The sequence below is a fragment of the Acinetobacter sp. CY73 genome (assembly GCF_059515865.1).
Map to the genome: position 1 here is coordinate 1 of NZ_JCAKMZ010000027.1, position 15,523 is coordinate 15,523.

Below are 15,523 nucleotides of genomic sequence, written 5' to 3' on the forward strand. Positions count from 1 at the left end.
AAAAGTGGTCTGGTTATCATCGTCGAAGTTTGGTGGAAACCAAGATGCATTGCATCAAATTATTAGGCGATAAATTAACATCAAGAAGTTTCCCTAGTCAGGTGAATGAGATTCATGCACGCATAGCGGTCTTGAATAAATTCACAGAATTAGGTCGCCCTCATACCCAAGTTGTCTCTTAAATTTAACTCAATTAGGGTAGCTCTGCCTTTCAAACCTTTGTGCAACAAAGCCATTTCACATAGTAAAGTATCGAAAAATAAATAGAGATATAAAATAGAATTGGAGTAATGAGTATTCGCAAAATCTCTTCATGACGTAGTATTGAAGTCTCTGCTATGGTGACCATGATAAATGTACATATAGTCCCATAAATACAGCCAAGTACTAGTTTGCTAATATAGATAGCTTCCTCATTATTTTCCGATTTAAGTTCACTCAATCCTATTAAGCTCATTAATAGGGAGGAAAATGCAAATAAAGCACAAATATAAAGATCTTGTAGAATCAACATCTCTCTTCGATCTGTAATGTATGGAGCTTGCGCCTGCCACTGAATTGAACAAAATAATAAGATTGCATAAATAATAATGAGGTAAAGATCATTTTTGAAATAGTATTTAGAGTTATTCATAGCTGTATCTTAATTGCATTGATCAAGTTCCTTTGATGAAAAGACTTGCTTAGCTTCATTGAAGCTTTCAAGGATATTTTTATCTTCAGAATCATTCCAAATATGATTAATCTTGTTTTTAATAAATTCATCGGGTACTAAAGTGTGAGATGAGACTAATTTTTTTTTCTTAAAGATATACTGATAAGTGACAGCAATAGACTTGGAATAAATAAGAGTTTTGTCAATTTGACAACTATCACTAATCTTATACAGCGAAATTTTACCAACTACATATCGAAAAGAATCTTGATCTTCTAATTTGAAATTTATTTCTTGTTGCGAGATTAATTGTGTTCTAGTTGCTGACTCTATCTGAAAGCTTTTATAAGTCACCTGAATATTTTCTTTAGACTGGCAACCGCTTAAAGTAATAGTACAAAACATCATGATTATAGTTTTAAGTTTCATTTTTATAAATTTGAGCAATATTTTTTATATTATCTTAAATCGAACTGTAAAAAAACCCGCTGTAAAGCGGGTTTTTTTAATGCTTAATACTTAGTGCTGTAACACTGAAATATCAGCCACTTTCGTAAACAAGCCACGTAATTGAGCAAGCATACGTAAACGGTTAGCTTTTAACTCAGCGTCATCCGCCATTACCATTACACCTTGAAAGAAAGCATCAACAGGCGCACGAAGTGCAGCTAAAGCAGAAAGGGCAGCGGTGTAGTCTTTCGTAGCAAATAACGGTTCAACCACAGGCCTAATTTTCGCAAGTTCAGCGAATAATGCTTTTTCAGCATCTTCAACCAAGTTTGCTTCAACCACTGCACCTGTAGGTTCAGCTTCTTTTGCAAGAATGTTCGCAACACGCTTATTCGCTGCAGCAAGCGCAGCCGCTTCAGGCAATGCACGGAAGTGATTGACTGCGTTTACACGCTTGTCAAAATCAAGCGGAGATTTTGGCGACAACGCTTGAACCGCTTGAATCACATCAACCGCAACGCCTTGGTCTTCGTATTTGGCACGGTAACGACCTTCTAAGAATGCAACAGCATCATTTAGCGTCTTAGCGTGATCTTTCAATACATCGCCATAAGCAGCCAAAGCAAGCTTGATTAAATCTTCAATAGAAACATCAAGATTGTTTTCAGTTACAAGACGCAAAATACCGATTGCAGAACGACGAAGCGCAAACGGGTCTTTAGAACCTGTAGGTGCTTGACCAATCCCGAAAATACCGGTCAAAGTATCTAAACGATCAGCTAAAGCAATCGTTGTACCTGTTTTGGTTTTCGGTAAAACGTCACCTGCAAATTTAGGTAAGTATTGCTCACCTAAAGATTCAGCGACTTCGTCATTTTCACCTTCAAGACGTGCGTAGTAAGTACCGGCAATCCCTTGAAGTTCTGGGAATTCACCCACAAGCTCAGAGGTTAAGTCACATTTCGCAAGAAGTGCAGCTTTTTCAGCATCAGCTGCATTTGCCCCAGTGATTGGCGCTAGAGCAACAGCCAATTTCGCAATACGTGTCGATTTGTCCCAAAGCGTACCCAATTCTGCTTGGAAAACCATATTCGCCAATTTCTCTTTACGAGAAGCTAGTGGTTGTTTTTGGTCTTGTAAGAAGAAGAATTCAGCATCCGACAAACGTGGACGAACCACTTTCTCGTTACCTTCAATAATTTGTGTTGGGTCTTTCGACTCAATGTTTGACACCGTAATGAAGTACGGTTGAAGTTTATTGTCGCTATTCACTAAGCAGAAATACTTTTGGTTGTCCTGCATCGTAGTGATCAATGCTTCTTGAGGAACAGCAAGGAAGCGTTCTTCGAAGCTAGCACGAAGTGCAATAGGCCACTCAACCAATGCCGTTACTTCGTCACGAAGATCCGCAGGTACAATCGCAATGGCATTTACTTCATCAGCGAGTGCTTTGACTTGACCGTCAATGATCGCTTGACGTTCTTCAAAAGACGCAACTACGTGCGCAGCTTTTAACTTCGCAAGGTATTCATCTGCATGCCCTAAAGTAATCGCTTCAGGCGCATGGAAACGGTGACCGAAAGTGACGTTACCTGCTTTATGGTCTTGAATCGTTGCATCAACCACTTCATTGTCTTTAAGCAATACGACCCATTTTACAGGACGTACGAATTCAGTACGGCTTGCCGCAGAACGCATACGTTTTGCGATTGGTAGGTTATCAAGCGCATTTTGTAAAATTTGTGGAAGTAAAACATCAAGGCTTTGACCTTTGACATCTTTTAAATAGCAAACCTTTTCAACTTTACCGGCTTGGAAAGTGGTGACTTGATCTACAGTAATGCCTTGACCACGCATAAAGCCTTCTAACGCTTTGGTTGGGTTACCGTCGCTATCAAACGCAGCTTGTTTAGCAGGGCCGTCAAAACGTTTTTTTGTGTCTGCTTGCGCGCCATCTACATTTACGATTTTAAGCGCTACACGACGTGGTGCTGCATACGCTTCGATTGAATCGAATGCAAGACCGGCATCTTTTAAACCTTTAACCGTTTCAGCATGCAACGCATCACGTAATTTTTTTAAGCTTTTTGGTGGAAGTTCTTCACAGCCAAGTTCAAATAAAACAGTATGTGTCATTTCCATGTATCCGAAAAAATATAATTTGGCTGTTTAAAATCGGCCTGTGGTGGGAAATCTGTCTGGTCTTTGGGTAAATATCCCCAAATTCTGATTACATCGCCACGTTGTTCATGTTCTAAACCAATCTTTAACAGCATATCTATAAACCTAGGAGCATGATCAATAATCTTTTTATGTCCCCAAGGTTTTTCAATTTGATGTTCTAATGTACCGATATCAAACCATAATACGCCTGAGAATGGATAGGGCAAATGTCCATACCATTCTACATCCCATTGACTAATAAATTGATTGCAAATCCAACAATAACGATAGCTAGGATGCCAATCATCATTGCGAATTGCAGAAACAAACTCAGTCCATTTTGTATTATTAGCAAGACCACTCCATTGACCTTTTTGGATCGCTAAAGCAATTTTTTTTTGCTCGTCTTGGATACCGAAATGAACAACAGAGTGGGGATTTGACATAAGTACAGAACCTTAGTCTTTAGCTGCTTTAACAGCTTCCGCTTCAACTTGCGCTTTTAACTGTGCAAGGACTTCATCACGAAGTGCAGGTTCAGCCATTGGGAAGCCAAGCTTCGCACGTGCTGCCACATAGCTGGTTGCAATTGAACGTGCCAAAGTACGTACACGTAAAATATAACGCTGACGTTCAGTCACAGAAATCGCACCACGTGCATCAAGCAAGTTAAAGCTATGCGATGCTTTGATGACTTGCTCGTAAGCAGGAAGTGGAAGTTCAGCTTCGATTAAACGTGTCGCTTCAGCTTCATAGAAGTCGAAGAGTTCAAACATTTTTTCAACGTTGGCATATTCGAAGTTATAGGTCGATTGTTCCACTTCGTTTTGATGGAACACGTCACCGTAAGTCACAGTACCAAACTGACCTTTGGTCCAAACAAGATCATATACAGAATCAACACCTTGCAAGTACATGGCAAGACGCTCTAAACCATAGGTGATTTCGCCTGTCACAGGGTAGCACTCAACACCACCGACTTGCTGGAAGTACGTGAACTGTGTCACTTCCATACCGTTCAGCCACACTTCCCAACCTAAGCCCCAAGCGCCTAGCGTTGGAGATTCCCAGTTGTCTTCGACAAAACGAATGTCGTGTACCAGTGGGTCAATGCCAATCGCTTTAAGCGAGTCGAGGTACAACTGTTGAATGTTGTCTGGGTTCGGCTTAAGTACCACTTGGAACTGATAGTAGTGTTGTAAGCGGTTTGGGTTTTCACCATAACGACCGTCTTTCGGACGACGTGAGGGTTGAACATAAGCAGCGTTCCAAGTTTCTGGCCCTAATGCACGAAGGAATGTTGCTGTATGGAATGTACCTGCGCCCATTTCCATATCGTAAGGTTGTAAAATGACGCAACCTTGTTCAGCCCAGTAGGTTTGTAAGGCAAGAATTAAGCCTTGAAATGTATCAATATGCGATATGGCGCGACTCATGTAGCATCCATTAAAATTAGTGAAAAATTGGGTCTAAGTATAAGGACTTTGCAGAAGAGTGGCAAAGGTTAGTCTTTATTTTTGTATTTATGATTTTTAGTTGATTGAGTCTGTTTTAAGATATTTTTTTGATGCTGTTTAAACAGTAAAAACCAATACATTAAAGCAAATGATAGCGCTAAGATCCCGATGAAGCCTGCCATTGAGAGTTTAAAGCCTAAGAATAAAGATAAAATGAGGGTAAGAATGGGGATGAGTGCTATGGCGCTTAATAGGATAAACCACAAATTTAAATAATAGAATTTAATCAGTAATAATTGTGATGAATAAATCAAGACATAGGCCAGAACGTAATAGACTAATAATATTGCAAATGAAATCACGATAAAGACGGTGAGAAACTCTCTTTCTAAGCTCCAACTAACTTTTGTTCTCACAAGAAATGCAAGCAGATAAAAGCCTAAAAACACGGCTAAAGTATATAAAGGTGCAACAGCCAATTTTCTTTGAATTTGTTCAGTTGTGACATTTAATGGTGTAGCGCAATTTTTACTGATCTTTGAAATTATATTCATCAATATTTTATTCGTTTCAATCATTTGAAAGATTAACGATGACTATTCCAAGTCAATCATCATGAAGGTTATATTTGCATCCATTATGCCAGTAGCAATGCGTTCAACAAGACTTTAGCGATAAAAAGCTCTGTTTACTTGGACTGAACGTTAACTAAATAACTCAAATTGATTGAATCCTAAATTTTCAATAATTCTTAAAAGTAGACCAGTGATTATTGTTAATTCTATATGTAATGTTATAACATAACCAAAATGATTCTAATATCATTCTTCCGCATTAAATTTTAGTCATAACACTACAAATGGATTACAACATGACAAAAATAGCTTCCTTACTCACGCTGACAATCAGCGCTTTATTGTTGAGTGCTTGTGGCGGTGATGATTCACCTTCAAGCCCTCCATCAATCCCTGATGGAAAACCAAATTTAGAACATCAACAAGGGCGCTTATTGATCTTGACTGAAGATCCAAATCGCCCTCAATTAAATCTTTATGATTTGGCACAGAAACAAACCATCCACAATGCTCAACTCACTGTTAACCCTAGTGCAATTCATGCCAGTGCAGGCTACCGTTATGGGGTGTTAATGAATCGAACTCAAGGCGTCGTAAATTTTTATGACAGTGGCTTAAGTCTGAATAAAGGGAATATCTCGAGTCAAACACCACAATTATTAACATATCAACTCAATGGGGCATCACCAACCCATTACCGAAATTTCAATGACCAAGCTGCGATTTTTTATGATGGCAATAACGATCAAAGTTCCAAGTTTGATGTCTTTAAAGACCAAGATATTTTTAATAGTAGCATTGCGAGTCAAAGCTTACCTTTTAAGCATCACGGTGTGGCTGAGCCTCGAGGCGATGTCGTATTGAGTACGTATCTTACTGATGGTCAGTCTAAAGTCAGTATCGTGAAAAGCTATGGCATACATGGCGATCACTTCCATGAACAACAAACGCTAACTAATCCTTGCCCAGGTTTACATGGCGCATCCTCGATTCAAAAATTCTCAGCATTTGGCTGTGAAGATGGTGTATTGCTGGTGGAGCAACAAGGTCAGAAATTTACAGATGTTAAGATTCCACTTTCTGTGCGGATCGGCACAGTGGTCGGGCATCATCTAGCCCCTAATTTAGTGGCATTGGCGTCGACGACGCCAGATCTTTTTATCATTGATCCAGTGCTTAAAAGTACTAATCAAATCAAATGGGTCAATGATCCAAGCACAACACGTTTGAAGCAAACTTATAGTTCTTCTGGTCAGTATTTTGTTGTATTAGACAGTACTGGGGTGCTGAATATTTTTGATAGTAAAACGCGGGAATTAAAAACACGCCTCAATGTTTTGGATGCTCAATCAAATGATTTAGCCAAAACTCAATTGGTGGCAAATCGTCGCACAGATGAAGTTTATTTAAATGATGTACAGAAAAAGCTGATTCTCAATGTAGATTTAAAAACAGGAACGATTAAACAAACCATTCAGCTCGATACTGTACCAAATCAATTCACTTGGTTGGGTGTTGGGCAAGTTTAAATTGATTTTTAAGTACTTAACCTTTTTTTATTCAGCTCAATAACAATGTTGAGCTGAATATTTTTAAACAATTTAAATGATATCGAAAAGATATAAAGACTTAATATTATTAATAAAAATTTCTATTTTTTATGCTTTTAAAAGTATATTTTATGTTCAATGTCTTTGATGAGGGTAGATTGCAAATTCAATGAGTAGCGTGTAGGTAATTACAGATGGATTTGACAGTAATGCTGTATAAGTTAAATGAAGGTGATCAATAATAAAAAAACTACGAGCTCTCGGGGAAGAGTCGTAGTTGAAAAACAACCAAATCAAAAACTCGTGATTTGATATTGATCTATTGCTTTCAATTAAAATCGTCAGACTTAATCCTGATTCACAGTGCGAATTGGATTTTGATGATTTGGTGATAGGTGACTCGATGAAAGTGGGTCATATTTATATTGCTTTTTTGGCATGACGAGCCAAAGTACCAAATATACTAAAATGCCAGGAAAAGCGGCACTCATCAGTGATACAACGACAAAGATCATACGAAGCAAATTCGCATTCCAACCAAAACGTTCAGCAATACCACCCATTACACCTGCAATCATATTAGAGCGGTTAGAGCGATATAAACCAACATTGGCCATTGAGGTCTCCTTTAAAACCTAAAATAAAATGGATACATAATCCAGAAATTAAAATATCTCATATGTATGTATATTTTATGGAGATGAAATCAAGATTTTTAAAGTGACCATCATCATTAAATCGTTAATTTATGTAATTAGTGACAGGATTTTATAATCTAAGTCATTGAAATATAGAGTTTGGTTGATTAATCTCATTTTAGACAATCAATTGTTTGGTCATATGGTCATCTGCTAAAGCTATAATAAGGTGATTAAAAATAATGACTCAATTTACTCTGGGTGTGGTCGAATGCTTCAAACTATAAAGCCAATACGAAGATCCTCACTTTTTCTTGCGAGTTGCTTGGTGATTCTTGCACTGACTGGATGTAATTCACCTTCTTCTACAGAAGCGTTGGAAAAGTATGATGCGGAAATGCAGAGTCAAAAAGGCGTATCAAATGAAGAGGGGCGTACGCTCACTGATATTGCAGGTCAAGCAACTGTGCCAGTTTTCGAGAAACATCAGAAAAAATCAAGTGTAGATGAGCAAGCAATGCCCTATGTGGGTAGGTATTATGCCTCGATCAGTTGTGATGATCCCTTGGTCTCTTGTGAAAGTGGGCATGCAGATTTTATCTTGAATCTATTGCCAGATGGCACAGCACATCGCACCATTATTCATTTAGGCACAATTACTTTTGAGTCCCATAAACAGTATCGTCAGGATACTTGGTCATATCAACCTGAACTGAAGCAAATTACTTTACACCGTGCAAATGGTGTCGAGTTTTTTTATACCATGAAAGATACACATACCATGGTGTTGAATAGTGAAAAAGTTCGGAATTTTACGCAAAAAAATATTGATTTTTTTGCGCAGGGCGGTGCTTTTCCATTAGAAAATTATGTGCTTAAGCGAGCAGACTGAGCCGTATTTAATTAATATCTAGAGTTGTTTGAGTAAGGGGATAAGTGAAAAAAAGCTAATGCTGTTCGCTGGGCTCAAAATCTTCGATTGAAAACAATCTGCTTGATTGCGAGAGTTATAACGCATCAAATTGTTATAAAGCAATTAAGTAGTTTTTTTTATTTTGCTTGCTTCAAGCCATTCACAGATTAAAAATGAGATTTACGATATTCAAATATCAGCATTAAGCCTAGATTAATTTCATTAATCGAGATGGAACATCGCTCAAATGAGTTTAGTGAAATGCACAGCGTAGATATGAAAAATCATCTATCATCGTTTTTACGATCTAGATTCATTTAAATTAAATAGTGTTTAAAAAAATAAAATGGTGGGTCGTCCGCGATTCGAACGCGGGACCAACGGATTAAAAGTCCGCTGCTCTACCAGCTGAGCTAACGACCCTGAGGAGTGTAAATGATGAGTATCATTTATACGGCGCAAGATATGGTATTTTGCATTATCCCGAAGGATATGATGGTGGGTCGTCCGCGATTCGAACGCGGGACCAACGGATTAAAAGTCCGCTGCTCTACCAGCTGAGCTAACGACCCATCAAGGATGATCAAATAAAATGGTGGGTCGTCCGCGATTCGAACGCGGGACCAACGGATTAAAAGTCCGCTGCTCTACCAGCTGAGCTAACGACCCTGAACATCACAATCAAAAATGAATTTGAATGTAGAGTGTGAGAAAAACAGGATTTTTCTAACACCACTTCGTTTGATGGAGCGTATTGTAGCAAGATCTCAACCGAGCGCAAGTAAAAATTAAGAAAGTTGCCTATGGTTGATTATAAATGCAACAAATCCGCTTTATCTAATCATAAAATAGGCAACAATTACTTTTAAAAGCGATATTTATACGCTTGAATGTTGTCGAAAATTTCTTGTGTCATCTTACAATAACGATCTTCTTGCGGTAACAGTACCAAAATCTGCTCATCTGTTTTGCTTAAATCGAAGCCTTCTTCCTTTAATTTACTTTTTTGATATTTAAAAGTGCCTGTTGTTTCGATGGCTTTTTGCACACGTAAGAAAACAGGAATGGCATAAGAGGGTAGATTTTTCTTGAATTCGATGACCATATTAACCAAATCTTCATCATTCAGTGTTTCGCCTTCTTTTAAAGTGATCGCCGCCATTCCTGCACGACCATTGGTGTTAGGAATTTCTACACCATAGACCACAGCTTCTGTGATTTTTTCATAATCGCTACAGATGTTTTCAACTTGGGTCGTCGACACATTTTCACCTTTCCAACGGAAGGTATCACCCAAGCGATCTACAAATTGTGCATGCCGGAAACCTATATCTTTCACTAAGTCACCTGTAATGAAGTACGAATCATTTTTGGTAAAAACGTTATGCATGATCGATGATTTATTCTTTTCGGGATCTGTATAGCCATCGAAAGGGGAGCGATTGGTGATCTTCCCAATGAGCAGTCCAGTTTCGCCTTTTTTCACTTTTATACAGTGACCCTTTTTATCTAATATGGGCTGATCTTTTTCTTTGTCATATTGAATAATGGCATAAGGAACAGGTGAAAAACCGACTGTATTGTCGAAATTTAAAACATTGGAGAACCCCACATTACCTTCACTCGACGCATAAAGTTCGAACACTTCTTCGATCCCAAAGCGTTGTTTAAACTTATTCCAAATATTGGGGCGCATGCCGTTACCAATCATTTTGGTCACACGATGCGAACGTTCATCGCTTGATTCAGGGGCATCCATCAAGTATCGGCATAACTCACCCACGTAGCCGATGGCAGAAGCATTGAATTTTTTAACATCAGTCCAAAAATGAGACGTTGAAAATTTACGTCGAATGGCGAGTGCTGAATTTCCTGCAAGCACGGCACACCAACATACGACCATACCTGTGGCGTGATAAAGCGGTAAGGTGCAGTACAGAACATCATCTTTGTTGAGATTAAGCACATGACCATAGGTGCCAAAAGCGAGCATCCAGCGGCTATTACTAAAGATCACGGCCTTAGGCAAACCTGTTGTGCCTGAAGTGTAGATATAAAATAACCCATCTGCACCAGTGACCTTATGGGTCTCTTTTAAATTTGACTTGGAAAATGACAAAATTTCTTGTGCTAAATTGGTATAGCCTTGAGGTGCTTCACCGATATCTTGTCGTGTATTTTGATCTGCGAACCAATAAAAATCTTTTTCAGTAATGCTGAGTGTTTCACGCACTTCTGATACAGCTTCACGACATTCTTCACCCACAATAATCGCAATTGGTTTTACAAGGTTAATGCTGTGCGTCAGCACTTTACCTGTTTGAGAGGTATTGACCATTGCGGAGACGACACCGATCTTGGCTAAACCCATGACGGTTGCCAGCAATTCAGAACGGTTTTCTATTACTACCGCAATCACATCACCTTTCTTCGCGCCTTGAGCAAGATAAAAGTGAGCAATTTGATTGGCCCAATCATTCAGTGCGTTATAGCTATATTTTTGGTCTTCAAACAACAAGGCATAACCCGTAGGGTTGCGTTTTACGGCTTTTTCAAAGGCTAGAGCTAAACCTGCTGGCGTCGAGGCTGTTCTAAAATAGGCTTGGCTCAGTCCGACAGCAATGTGAGGAAGTTTTCCGATTAATTTGGGTAAACGTACAGCAACGTCAGTGAGTCCGATTAGATCATGATTATTGGTTTGGCTCATGGGAATCCTATTTTGTATTCTTTATCCGTTTATCTTTAATTCGTCGCAATAGAGTCTTGCTGTCATTTTTAAAGTATTTTTAAACCAACTTGCGCGTTAATTCAATCTTGATTGGTCAAAGGTGTCTAACAACCTTGATTAAAGTAACAAAAAAAACCTAGCCATCGTAATGACTAGGTTTTATTAAATTAAGATTATTTGGCTAATCACTCTTCAGTAGGAGGAGTTGCCTTTTTAGGTGGGCGACCACGAGGGCGACGAGGACGTATAGGTTTATCTTCATCCGATAATTCAGCGTCGTCTTTTACTTCTTCCGAGCTTGAATTTTCAACTTTCGGATTCGCATCAGACGCCTTTCCCACTTTCTTGACGTCAGTTTTGACTGCAATAGGTTCAGCAATTGTATCTACTGAAGGCTCAACAACAGTATTTGCAACCGCTACAGTGCTTTCAGTCTCAACCTTTTCATCAATCGTGATATCAACAACTGCACTGGTTTCAGTTTCAATTGTTGGAGCGATCTCAGCAGGTGCCACAGTAGATTCTTCTACAGTAACAACAGCAGGCGCTTCTACAGCATTGACTTCTTCAACACGTGCTTGCTTTGCTTGCTCAGCAGCAAGTTTCGCTAGACGACGACGTTCACGTGGATCGTTAGCAACACGATTATCTGAAACCGGTTTTGGCGGTGTTAAATTCAACACAGGCGCTGGTTCAGCTTCAACTTGCACTTTCGTGACAATAACATCACGCGTTACGGGCTTTTTCTCTTCCGTCGTGTGATTAGATGCGACGGTGAGTGTTGCTATGTACGCTTCAGTGAACTTTTGCAATGCACGATTGAAGGTTGGGATTAAACCAAATTGTTCAATCAAAACAGAGCAGTCGTCCCCATATACATGACGAATTAAGCTGATTACTGTGTATTGACCTAAGGTAGGTACCTGTGAAGGATTGACTTTAGGGGCAACCACTTTCGCTTTGTTGTCACGTTGTTTATTGCGACGATTTTGGCGAGGATCATTGCTTGCACGACGAACAGGTTGTACTTGTTCAGCTTGCTTCGGCTCAGCTTGAGTGATTTGAGCTTCAAGAACTTTAGGCGTTTCAGCTTTGATTACTTCTGCAACAGGTGTAGGAGTAACTATAGTTTCAATAACGTCATTAACCACTGGTTGAACTGTAGGGTTTAAAGCGATGATTTCACTTTTTGCCTGATCTACGTTCACGACAAGTGCTGTAGTGAGGTTATTGTTATGTGGTACATCCACCATGTCCACTTTAGGTTGCTGAGCTTGATCAACAGGCGTTGAAACAGATTGTTCATTCAATACGCTTTGATCGCGGTGACGATTTGGGCGAGGTGGACGTTGTGCATTGCGGTCACGACGTGGAACAGCTGGCTCATTTTGCGCATCAAATGATTGTTCATTTTGATGTGGGCGCTTTGGATTACGTGGTTTCTGCTCACGTGGTTCAATGCGTTGCTCATGACGGTTGTCTTGACGTGGATGCTCTTGACGCATACTGTCTTGACGAAGATTGTCATGGCGCTGATTCTCTTGACGAGATACTTCATGACGCTCTTGACGTTGCTCATGGCGATGTTCTTGACGTGTTATTTGTACAACTTCTTCAATGACATGCTGATCTTGGACTTGTTCACGATTGTCACGTTGTTTGTTGTTACGTGGCTTTTTATTGTTGTTGTTACGCTGTGGACGATCATCTTTCTCAGCGCGATCAGCACCGTCACGAACATCATTTTTAGCTATAGGACTATGTGAGATGTACGCATTGGTTTCAGGAGCTTTAGGTATTTCAACTGCAACAACAGGAGCAGTGTGAGAAACTTGACCAAATTGACCACGACTTACCGCACCACCATTGACCATTTGTTCAATCGCGGCTGCGGCATTGTTTGCAGTACGTGATTGATCAATCGTTGCTGCTTGTTTTTGGACAAACAAGTTTTCTAGCCAAGCGCATGGGCTAGTTGAAGGTGCTGCTACAGTGGCTTGAACAGGTTTCTGCGTTGTATTTTGTGGCGCTGGAGCAGCATTTTTACGTTTCGCATTTTTGTCTTGCTGTGCTGGTGCAGGGGCATGCGTATGTTGAACATGCTGTTCTTCTTCTAAATGCCACTCAGAAGATTCATAACCCAGTTCTTTTTCACTATTGCGTGTTGCTTCAGTACGCTCATAGCTTGTTGGTGCGAAACCTTCTGGGTTAAATGTAATCTCGTAATGCGGTGTTTCTAAATGTGGATGGGGTAATACTGTCACACGTACATTTGACGTTTGTTCTAAGTAAACAAGGCTGTGACGCTTTTCATTCAATAAGAATGCTGCAATTTCAACAGGCACTTCAACTTGAACTTCACCTTGACGTTCACGCAGTGCAATTTCTTCCACTTTACGCATAATCGAAAGAGATAACGAACGAAGATCACGTACCATGCCTGTGCCATGACAGCGTGGGCATACATAACCTGTTGCTTCTTCTAAAGATGGGCGTAAGCGTTGACGACTCATTTCCATTAAACCAAAGCGAGACAATTGACCGAATTGGATACGGGCACGGTCGCTTTGTGTTGCTTCACGAAGTTTCGCTTCAACCATACGCTGGTTGCGTTCTTTGGTCATATCGATGAAGTCGATCACAACCAAGCCACCGATATCACGCAAACGTAATTGGCGAGCGATTTCTTCTGCAGCTTCTAAGTTGGTATTTAACGCGGTTTCTTCTACGTCATGGCCACGAGTCGATTTTGCAGAGTTAATATCGATTGACACCAAAGCTTCGGTTTGGTCAATCACAATCGAACCACCCGCAGGAAGTTTAACTTCACGTTCGTAAGCGGTTTGAATTTGACTTTCGATACCGAAATGAGCGAACAAAGGTTCGTTCAAAGTATATGTTTTTAGCTTGTCTAATTGGTTTGGCATGACCGCTTTAACAAAGTTATAGGCTTCGTTATACGCTTGCTCAGAATCAATTAAAATTTCAGCAACATCATCACGGAGGTAATCACGAATGGCGCGTGTCACCACGCCAGCTTCTTGATGAACCAACATTGGTGATGGACCAGAGCTTGATTGACCTTGAATACGCGCCCAAAGATCTAACAAATGTTGAAGATCAAGTTGTAACTCTTCTTGAGAACGACCGATTCCCGCAGTACGAACGATCACGCTCATGCCACGAGGTACGTTTAAAGATGCCAACATTTCTTTCAATTCTTCACGAACTGCACCTGAAATCTGACGGCTGATACCACCCCCTTTCGGGTTGTTTGGCATCAAGACAAGGTAACGACCCGCTAAAGAGATGAAGGTAGAAAGGGCAGCGCCTTTATTTCCACGTTCTTCTTTTTCAACTTGAACCAGAAGCTCAGTACCTTCAGTAATGAGTTCGCGGATATTTGAAGTCTGACGAGGATCAGCTTTGTAGTATGAATTGGCAATTTCGCGCATCGACAAGAAACCTTGACGACCTGCACCATATTCTACAAAAACGGCTTCTAGAGAAGGCTCAACGCGAGTCACGTGACCTTTATAGATATTGGCTTTCTTTTGTTCACGCGTGCGATTTTCTAAATCAAAATCGTAAAGACGGTGACCAGTGATAAGTGCAACGCGAACTTCTTCGGCATGTGTTGCATTGATCAACATACGTTTCATGGGTGTAACACCTAACTAGATGATACACAAACAAACAATCGCTATTTTGTCGCGAACATCAAATATCATGGATCAAAAACTCAGACTGTTCAATTAAGATTGTGGTCTGAGCCATTTACCGACCTTTTTGGTGAGGCTTCGGTTTTTGATTCACGTATTGATGATGGCAATACGGCTTTAATCCTGTCACTGATTAAAGTTACCTGCGTACTCACTGGCGGACATGCGGTGCATTGGATGTGAGTTACTTTCACTGTCACATTGCTCGAAGATCAACTCTTCATATTTGATAGAGTGTCTTGATACGGAATTATCGTCGTATCTTTACAAACTGTGCAGATCCAATGCATCTAACGCTGTAGCCTGAGTATCAGTCAGGTTGCGACTATTCTGATGTGTATCAGTTTACGTTTAAAATCCAACGTGATGTTGGAAACATATTTTTTTAAACAAACTGATTTATGTGCAAAAGCACAATTAAACGCAACAGTTTGTCTTTTTGCCGATATAATAAGCCTTCGGCGTCGGCGTATTCTTTTGGGACCATTCCGAGGTGTGATAGAGCGATCAAATTTAGTTTTTGATTTCAAAGTTATTGAAATTTCTAAATGAATGCTCTCTTACGGCGGTATCCGTGCGCTGACTATAGCAAACCTTACATCATCTGCCTATGGGCTAGACTGACATTTCTAGTGAAAAGTACAGTCTAAGTGATCAGTTTTTAATCAAATT

Annotated in this window: 11 protein-coding genes, 3 tRNA genes and 1 pseudogene; 4 read left to right on the top strand and 11 right to left on the bottom strand. The window is 39.9% G+C overall.

Annotation, left to right across the window (positions count from 1 at the left end; genetic code table 11):
• A pseudogene (locus tag AC5YD2_RS12345) lies at positions 1-182 on the top strand (IS5/IS1182 family transposase); the annotation flags it as partial.
• A 461-nt stretch (positions 183-643) separates the two neighbouring features.
• Here AC5YD2_RS12345 and AC5YD2_RS12350 read toward each other — a convergent pair.
• The 5 genes from AC5YD2_RS12350 to AC5YD2_RS12370 all read right to left on the bottom strand — a co-directional run bounded on the left by AC5YD2_RS12350 (position 644) and on the right by AC5YD2_RS12370 (position 5,303).
• Positions 644-1,084 carry a hypothetical protein gene (locus tag AC5YD2_RS12350; protein WP_496126625.1) on the bottom strand — a complete coding sequence of 147 codons (441 nt, stop codon included), beginning with the start codon at positions 1,082-1,084 and terminating at the stop codon, positions 644-646.
• Positions 1,085-1,174: 90 nt separating this feature from the next.
• Positions 1,175-3,241, bottom strand: a complete 2,067-nt coding sequence (glyS, locus tag AC5YD2_RS12355; RefSeq protein ID WP_496126626.1) for a glycine--tRNA ligase subunit beta — start codon at positions 3,239-3,241, stop codon at positions 1,175-1,177.
• Positions 3,238-3,714 carry a DUF6678 family protein gene (locus AC5YD2_RS12360; protein WP_496126627.1) on the bottom strand — a complete coding sequence of 159 codons (477 nt, stop codon included), beginning with the start codon at positions 3,712-3,714 and terminating at the stop codon, positions 3,238-3,240. Before AC5YD2_RS12360 ends, glyS begins: the two co-directional genes overlap by 4 nt.
• A 12-nt stretch (positions 3,715-3,726) precedes the next feature.
• Positions 3,727-4,704 carry a glycine--tRNA ligase subunit alpha gene (glyQ, locus tag AC5YD2_RS12365; RefSeq protein WP_496126628.1) on the bottom strand — a complete coding sequence of 326 codons (978 nt, stop codon included), beginning with the start codon at positions 4,702-4,704 and terminating at the stop codon, positions 3,727-3,729.
• 68 nt (positions 4,705-4,772) lie between these two features.
• Entirely contained in the window at positions 4,773-5,303 is a 531-nt protein-coding gene (locus tag AC5YD2_RS12370; protein ID WP_496126629.1) for a hypothetical protein, read from the bottom strand.
• Between the two features lie 293 nt (positions 5,304-5,596).
• Between AC5YD2_RS12370 and AC5YD2_RS12375 the strand changes: the two genes are divergently transcribed.
• Positions 5,597-6,829, top strand: coding sequence for a hypothetical protein (locus AC5YD2_RS12375; RefSeq protein ID WP_496126630.1), 1,233 nt, complete (start codon positions 5,597-5,599; stop codon positions 6,827-6,829).
• Positions 6,830-7,197: 368 nt separating this feature from the next.
• On the opposite strand, the gene AC5YD2_RS12380 is transcribed toward AC5YD2_RS12375, so the two are convergent.
• Entirely contained in the window at positions 7,198-7,467 is a 270-nt protein-coding gene (locus AC5YD2_RS12380) for a PspC domain-containing protein (RefSeq protein ID WP_496126631.1), read from the bottom strand.
• Between the two features lie 292 nt (positions 7,468-7,759).
• Here AC5YD2_RS12380 and AC5YD2_RS12385 point away from each other — a divergent pair, with 292 nt between their 5' ends.
• Entirely contained in the window at positions 7,760-8,380 is a 621-nt protein-coding gene (locus AC5YD2_RS12385; protein ID WP_496126632.1) for a hypothetical protein, read from the top strand.
• A gap of 368 nt (positions 8,381-8,748) precedes the next feature.
• On the opposite strand, the gene AC5YD2_RS12390 is transcribed toward AC5YD2_RS12385, so the two are convergent.
• From AC5YD2_RS12390 to AC5YD2_RS12410, 5 genes are all read right to left on the bottom strand, one after another.
• Positions 8,749-8,824, bottom strand: a tRNA-Lys gene (locus AC5YD2_RS12390).
• A 73-nt stretch (positions 8,825-8,897) separates the two neighbouring features.
• Positions 8,898-8,973: transfer RNA gene (locus AC5YD2_RS12395), tRNA-Lys, on the bottom strand.
• Between the two features lie 21 nt (positions 8,974-8,994).
• Positions 8,995-9,070 (bottom strand) — tRNA-Lys (locus AC5YD2_RS12400).
• A 196-nt stretch (positions 9,071-9,266) separates the two neighbouring features.
• Positions 9,267-11,108, bottom strand: coding sequence for a long-chain-acyl-CoA synthetase (locus AC5YD2_RS12405; RefSeq protein ID WP_496126633.1), 1,842 nt, complete (start codon positions 11,106-11,108; stop codon positions 9,267-9,269).
• A gap of 206 nt (positions 11,109-11,314) precedes the next feature.
• On the bottom strand, positions 11,315-14,791 hold the full coding sequence (locus AC5YD2_RS12410) for an Rne/Rng family ribonuclease (RefSeq protein WP_496126634.1): 3,477 nt from the start codon (positions 14,789-14,791) through the stop codon (positions 11,315-11,317).
• Positions 14,792-14,890: 99 nt separating this feature from the next.
• On the opposite strand from AC5YD2_RS12410, the gene AC5YD2_RS12415 reads away from it, so the two are divergent.
• Positions 14,891-15,034, top strand: coding sequence for a hypothetical protein (locus tag AC5YD2_RS12415; RefSeq protein ID WP_496126635.1), 144 nt, complete (start codon positions 14,891-14,893; stop codon positions 15,032-15,034).
• Positions 15,035-15,523: the final 489 nt, after the last annotated feature.